The sequence below is a fragment of the Pseudomonadota bacterium genome (assembly GCA_022361155.1).
Lineage (GTDB): Bacteria > Myxococcota_A > Polyangia > Polyangiales > JAKSBK01 > JAKSBK01.
This window is the reverse complement of the sequence record JAKSBK010000024.1, coordinates 1-4,690: the sequence shown is the minus strand read 5'-3', so window position 1 is coordinate 4,690 and position 4,690 is coordinate 1. Positions and strand designations below refer to the sequence as shown.

At 59.4% G+C, this 4,690-nt stretch carries 2 protein-coding genes; both read left to right on the top strand.

Annotated features, from left to right (window positions below; all coding sequences use genetic code 11):
* Positions 1-652 precede the first annotated feature (652 nt).
* The gene (locus tag MJD61_00745; protein MCG8553807.1) at positions 653-1,018 is read left to right on the top strand and encodes a hypothetical protein; all 366 of its coding nucleotides are present in this window, start codon (positions 653-655) and stop codon (positions 1,016-1,018) included.
* 32 nt (positions 1,019-1,050) lie between these two features.
* Positions 1,051-3,057, top strand: coding sequence for a hypothetical protein (locus tag MJD61_00740; protein ID MCG8553806.1), 2,007 nt, complete (start codon positions 1,051-1,053; stop codon positions 3,055-3,057).
* Positions 3,058-4,690: the final 1,633 nt, after the last annotated feature.

Below are 4,690 nucleotides of genomic sequence, written 5' to 3'. Positions count from 1 at the left end.
GGTGGCAACAGGGAGCCGGATGGGCGGCAGCGGTAAGGCAGCACCAGCAGGGACACAGACCGACGGCGAGCGGGTAACCGGCCACCGTGTGGCTCGGTTCTTGCCCGTCTCCCGTCTCCCGTCTCCCGTCTCCCGTCTCCCGTCTCCCGTCTCCCGTCTCCCGTCTCCCGTCTCCCGTCCTTCCCGTTCAGCTTAGCGCGAACGCGACCGAGCTCAGCCTCCCGGTCGACGATCGGCAGTGCGCCCTACGGCTTGCGGAGCCGTCTGTGTGCTGCTTGGGCTGCCGGTGGCGTCGCGTCGCATCCGCGGCCGTGTGGGATCCAACATCCAGATTGAACGATTCATGAATCAACAAGCCAGTGCTACGACCCCTCGGTACTCCCAGCCGCGCCGCATGAGGAGGCGACTGCTAGCCGTCACGGGCCTGCTCGTGGCATTCATTTGCGCAGCGCTTCTCCTCGATGACGTCGTGCAAGAGCGAGCACCTGCGGCTGATGGTGCCTCCGCGAACACTGGCACGCCCAAACGCTCCCCGCCATCCAGCAAAGAAGCGTCCCCCCTTGCTGCATCTTCGCTGCCGAGGCCGGGCTCTACGAGCTCACCTTCGGTGCGAGTCCACAGGCCGTTTCGCGACGAGGAAATCAAGCAGCACATGGCACAGCTGATCGCGAACATGACCGTATCGCTGACAGAGGACGAGAAGGAGTTCCTACGCAGCCTTCCTCACAAACAGATGGTTGAAAAAGAGCTTTCTGAAGCCCTGTTCAATATAGAACGCGCTTACCACGAGGCTACGTCCGATGAGGAGCGTCTGAGGCTCTTGCGCCGCCACCGCACTGTCAACAACACAGCGGCGAAAATCCTAGACGTTCACGTTGAAGAGCCCATGCCGAAGCGGCTCGTTGAAGCGTACCAGGATTTCGAGCAGCTCGTCGAAATCCGCCGCGATGAAATCTCCAAGATGTCGCAGCAGGAGTACACCACCTTCAAGAATGATTTCTTTGCCAAGTACGAGTAACACAGGATCTTTCCATCTGTTCGGAGGGTAACATGAGTATTTCGAAATCCAAGGGCGCTCGCACGAGCGTGTACCGCAAGTCAGCTTTCGTGCTCTTTTTGGTGTCCTGTTTCTGTATTCCAGTGATGGCACCGGCCTCAGCACGTGCACAGGCGTTTGACACCGGTACGGTCAATATGTTTGGACACCAGTTCGTCTGGGCTCCTCAGTGGCTGGTCGCAGGCATACCCGCCACTTTCGAAACAAGAAATCTGGAGCGATGGAACGGCAGCGCCTGGGTCCCCGGTGGAGACACCGTCATGTACTTATTCGACTATTGGGTAACCACACTCCTAGCCCAGGACGACGACGGTGCCGTGGAGCCAAACGCCTCCAGAATAACCTACATCCCCCCTGTAACGGGCAACTACTGGTTGCTGATAACAGCCAAAACAGCGGCGGCCGCGGGTCGTTGCGATGTCATAGGCAACATTGGTGGAGATCTCATCGACGCTCGGTTCGGCGGAATAACGACCCAGCTTTCGGCGGGCTGGCCGCTAGGGACGGATCTCCGCGTCACGGCCACTTCGCGGGCCCCCAGCTACCCGATCGATCACTTCGCAAACGATTACATGCTGTTCCTCTTTGGAGCTACTGGGAACTTTGTTGGTTTCGATGACGACTCTGGACCTAACCGATATCCACTCCTCCTCCCTGGTTTTCCTCAGGCGTCCGGCACGGTCCTATGGGGTCACTATCCATTGAGCCTGGTTGGTACCGCGCATATGACAAGCCACGTATGGTCCGCCGGCAACGACAACGACTCGGATGGCCTGAACAACCACATGGAGGCCCTGATAGGAAGCAATGCCAATTTGACGGATAGCGATTGGGACGGGGTTCCCGACACAATCGAGTTTTTTGGTAATGACGGGTATTCCTTTTCGGAAAGTGGCGCGGCTAGCACAGTTGTGCAGAACCTTCATGTTGAGGTCGACTATATGGCAGGGAAGATGCCTTTTGCCAATCTTGGTCCGAATGCAACGTTTACCTTTGCGAGCCTCGGTAATATTGTTGCTGACTTCTACATCGACACTCAGGTTCCGTATAACCAAGTAATCAACACCGGCTCTACATGCAATCTGCCCGGGTGCCTTCCATTGGCGGGGCCGACAGGATATAAGGCTCAATTCTTCTCGCCCGCTAACTCAGAAATACAGACTTACTTTCACTACGGGCTCTTTGCCGCGCAATATGAAGTGCCCCCTCCTCTTGGGTCGCCTCCCGGTACACCTTGGATCGCTAGCTGCTCTTCGGGGGCGGGGGAACAGTTGGGTAACGACTTCATCGTTACACTCGACACCAGCGGATTCCCACCACCGGTCGGGACGAGTAATCCGACAGGATGCTTTTGGGCAGCCTTTGGTCAAGCGCAGGTTAACCAGCAGGAAGGAACCTTTGTTCATGAGCTAGGGCACAACCTGAATCTCACACATAATGGCAATAATGACCCCTTTGGTAATTGGAGCACTATTCACTGGAGCGTCATGAACTATCTTTACCAGATGGGCAACCCGGTACCTCCGCCTCCGGCTGGCTTGTTCCAGTACTCTTTTGGCACGCAGCCATGCATGGGTTGCATACCGTCGCCGAAGCAAGCATGCATCGCTCTCGAGAACGCCGGTCTGTGTGGTACGCCAGCGGGGGCGGTCTGCGACTGCGACGTCAACGAGTGGGGAAGCCTGATACTGCCCTTTCAGGGCGATCCTGATTACCAGGACGGTGCGCCGGGCCCTGGACATGCGGGTGTCTCGCTGCAGGAGATTGGGAAGGAACGGCCGGCTGCAACGAGGGCTCGTGGCGACAAGCTGCGGGATGATAAGGTGGAGGGCTGGAAGCGGCCGTTGCTTCAAGAGAGGCGAGAGCACCGGATCGAGCGGATAAGACGACAGGTGAGCGAGCTGAAGGACCAGGGGCTCCAGGAGGTTCGTGACTTCCGGGTCAGCGAGGACGGTCTGGGCGTTTGGTTGGTGGAGAAGGACGGCAGGCCGCGGAAGTAGCCGTATTGGGCCTCGGGTCAAGATGATGCTCTTGGCTCGACGCCTTGGCCGTGGGGCTGAGGAGGGTCAGTAACAATGGCATTAGTCCTGGAGAGCACTAGACTATGATCACAGCAGAGGGCGGCACGGCCGTAACTCTTCCAGTCGTCGGGCCTGCGGGAAGGGCGCGGCTCAGAAGGATAAAGGAAAGATCATGTGGCCTAGCTTTCTTGATGCTGCGCGGCAGCCCCTGGCCGCGGTAGCAGCTGCTTTCTTGGGAACGGTTGCGTGCAGCAACGGTGCGCAGCCGGCTGCGTGGGGCCCGGTTGGAGGTATGTTTCCGTCTGTCGGAGGCATGTTCCCGTCTGTCGGAGGCATGTTCCCGATTGGGGGTGGCAGGTTGCCGCCTGCACAGTGTGTCGCTGGCTCAATCGTTTCTTTTACTCCGTACCGGATGTTGAGGCCTTGCCTTTCGGGCAGCTGTGGAAAGGAACTGTGTGCAGAAGACGAGGGCTTTATACGCAGGAGCGCCAGCAGTAGTGGGACATGGGAGCCCGGGACTCTCTTTATGACGTGTTTGCGTGACAAGCTGCCGCGAATTGCGCTCGGAGCGCGTGGATGGATGCCGAACAAGGGGGGAGGACCGGGCATGTCGGGGCCAGGCAATTGGGGGCCGCAGCACGGAGCGCGACTCGTGATCGAGAGTCTTGGTCAGGTAACACCAACCGGGGTCACCGGCCGACCGAAGCGAATAGAGGCCATCGACGGCACAAACGTTCTACAGAGTTGGTCGTACGAGCCGAAGGATTTGTCTGTGAGGCTGGATGGCGTCCCGCTCGGGCTGGCGGGAGTGGATCTGCTCTTGGCGGACGCCACTGGGAGCAGTTTGACTTGGTGCGGGAACTGTACAGGAGGAATCGATGCACGAACCAAGGCAGGCGCGCGGTTGATAGCGCGCTGGATTCCCAGAAATGAGACTGGCACCTTGGAGGGAGCCTGCCGGGCACCCATGGACGCGGATTTCAGCGTGTCGCTTGAAATGCCCTGAGAAGCTGGCTCAGTTTTCTGGTGCGTTCGGGTGCGCCAATCACTTGGGCACCGCAGCACGGGGCGCGCCTCGAGCCCGTAACCCGTAATGGCGGGCTCATCGGAGCGCGAGGTTGGTCTGCACCCGCGGCCCGGGTCTGTGCGAGGCGAAGACGTGGCGTAGTCACAAAGGGGGGGTGGCGATCTTCAAGGTCAAGGGCACGGGTGAAGGGGGGGTTCTGTCAGAAGTGATTCCGCATACCGCCCCTCATTAGCAACCCAGGCCACATAAGGCGGGTTGGACTAAGCCGCTCCGCGGCAGCGATGTGGGCGACGCCTTCTTCCCGACTGAGCGCGTGAGGTAGCAAGGACGCCTCCGAAGCGGCGTTGGCCGGCATGGCCCCCAGGAAGATCAGCTCGCGCATCACGCGGGTGTTGTTGGGCAGCTGCCTGCGACAAGGACATTTAATAGTCCATAGTCGGCTCCTTCCTGTTCGTTGTGGGTTCGTAATCCAACGATGCCAGGAAGGGGCCGGCCGCTCTACAGCTTCAGGGTTGGCGTCCGCCGGCGTGCCCGGGCACTTTCGCCACAACGGGTAGCGTAAGTGTGCGAAATGAGCTGCGGTGG

Coding starts and splice junctions, on each gene's coding strand:
- MJD61_00745 (MCG8553807.1), top strand. CDS start 653: ATGGCACAGCTGATCGCGAACATGACCGTATCGCTGACAGAGGACGAG.
- MJD61_00740 (MCG8553806.1), top strand. CDS start 1,051: ATGAGTATTTCGAAATCCAAGGGCGCTCGCACGAGCGTGTACCGCAAG.